Here is a 2,158-nt window from a genome sequence, read left to right as displayed (position 1 = left end):
GGTCCCCCTTCTCCCGAAGTTACGGGGGCATTTTGCCGAGTTCCTTAACCATAGTTCACTCGTACGCCTCGGTATTCTCTACCTGACCACCTGTGTTGGTTTGGGGTACGGGCCGTGTGTGCGCTCGCTAGAGGCTTTTCTCGACAGCATAGGATCACCGAATTCGCCTCACTCGGCTATGCATCACCTCTCAGACACATGAACAGCGGATTTGCCTACTGTTCGTCCTACAGGTTTGCCCCAGTATTACCACTGACTGGTACGGCTACCTTCCTGCGTCACCCCATCGCTTGACTACTACCCACCTGGGTTCCGCGCAGCCGGTGATCCCCGCACCCCGAAGGGATTGGTGGACCACCATTTGGGCGGTTAGCAAAATGGATTCATCAGGGACGCTCACACACGGGTACGGGAATATCAACCCGTTGTCCATCGACTACGCCTGTCGGCCTCGCCTTAGGTCCCGACTCACCCTGGGCGGACTGGCCTGGCCCAGGAACCCTTGGTCTTCCGGCGGGCAAGGTTCTCACTTGCCTCATCGCTACTCATGCCTGCATTCTCACTCCCACACCCTCCACAACTAGCTCACGCTGCTGCTTCACCGGATGCAGGACGCTCCCCTACCCAGCCACACGAAGTGGCTGCCGCGGCTTCGGCGGTGTGCTTGAGCCCCGCTACATTATCGGCGCACAATCACTTGACCAGTGAGCTATTACGCACTCTTTCAAGGGTGGCTGCTTCTAAGCCAACCTCCTGGTTGTCTTCGCGACTGCACATCCTTTTCCACTTAGCACACGCTTAGGGGCCTTAGCCGGCGATCTGGGCTGTTTCCCTCTCGACGCACGGAGCTTATCCCCCGCCGTCTCACTGCCGCATTACACCGTGTCGGCATTCGGAGTTTGGCTGACGTCAGTAACCTAGTAGGGCCCATCGGCCATCCAGTAGCTCTACCTCCAACACGAACACTGCGACGCTGCACCTAAATGCATTTCGGGGAGAACCAGCTATCACGGAGTTTGATTGGCCTTTCACCCCTACCCACAGCTCATCCCCTCAGTCTTCAACCTAAGTGGGTTCGGGCCTCCACGCGGTCTTACCCGCGCTTCACCCTGGCCATGGGTAGATCACTCCGCTTCGGGTCCAGAACACACCACTACACCAACCCCTCCGGATTGGATACGCCCTATTCAGACTCGCTTTCGCTACGGCTACCCCACCCGGGTTAACCTCGCGACATGTCCCTGACTCGCAGGCTCATTCTTCAAAAGGCACGCCATCACCCCACACACAAGCGAGGGCTCTGACGGATTGTAAGCGCACGGTTTCAGGTACTCTTTCACTCCCCTCCCGGGGTACTTTTCACCATTCCCTCACGGTACTAATCCGCTATCGGTCACTGAGAAGTATTCAGGCTTACCGGGTGGTCCCGGCAGATTCACAGCAGATTCCACGGGCCCGCTGCTACTCGGGGACACTGTGACAACAGAACACATGTTTTCGCATACGGGACTCTCACCCTCTCCGGCAGACCATCCCAGGCCACTTCCGCTAACACATGTTTTTCTCACTGCTGCCCTGATCGGCGGACCAGAGAACACAGACCCCACAACACCGCACACACAACCCCCGCCGGGTATCACATGCACACGGTTTAGCCATCCTCCGCTTTCGCTCGCCACTACTCACGGAATCACAATTGTTTTCTCTTCCTACGGGTACTGAGATGTTTCACTTCCCCGCGTTCCCCCCCGACACCTATACATTCAGTGCCGGGTGACACGACATCACTCGTGCCGGGTTTCCCCATTCGGACATCCTCGGATCCACGCTCGGTTGACAGCTCCCCGAGGCTTAACGCAGCCTCCCACGTCCTTCATCGGCTCCCAGTGCCAAGGCATCCACCATGCGCCCTTAAACACTTACAACACAAAACCAAAAAATGAGTCACTCAAAAAAATGAGTTTCAACAAAATTGCATACAACAAAGACACAAGAGAAAACCCTCGCGCCTTAGATGCTCGCAACCACTATCCACAAATCAAACACCACACCCCACCACCAAAGCAGGGCAACAACACTCCGACCCCACCGGACGGCAGAGCCACCCCCAAACCACAGGGGCACGGGCTTGTTGTCTCAAAGCCCAATAGTGTGTCTG

The 2,158-nt window shown here is 56.8% G+C and carries 1 protein-coding gene and 1 rRNA gene; one reads left to right on the top strand and one right to left on the bottom strand.

Annotated features, from left to right (window positions below):
* A 23S ribosomal RNA gene (locus ACXAID_RS27850) occupies window positions 1-1,925 on the bottom strand; the annotation flags it as partial.
* Window positions 1,926-1,956: 31 nt separating this feature from the next.
* Here ACXAID_RS27850 and ACXAID_RS27845 point away from each other — a divergent pair.
* The coding region (locus ACXAID_RS27845) for a hypothetical protein (RefSeq protein ID WP_475025396.1) at window positions 1,957-2,158 on the top strand (202 nt) is incomplete at its 3' end.

Source organism: Mycobacterium sp. ABE4_509 (genome assembly GCF_056160785.1).
The sequence above is the reverse complement of the archived record's forward strand: the minus strand, read 5'-3'. Positions and strand labels throughout refer to the sequence as shown.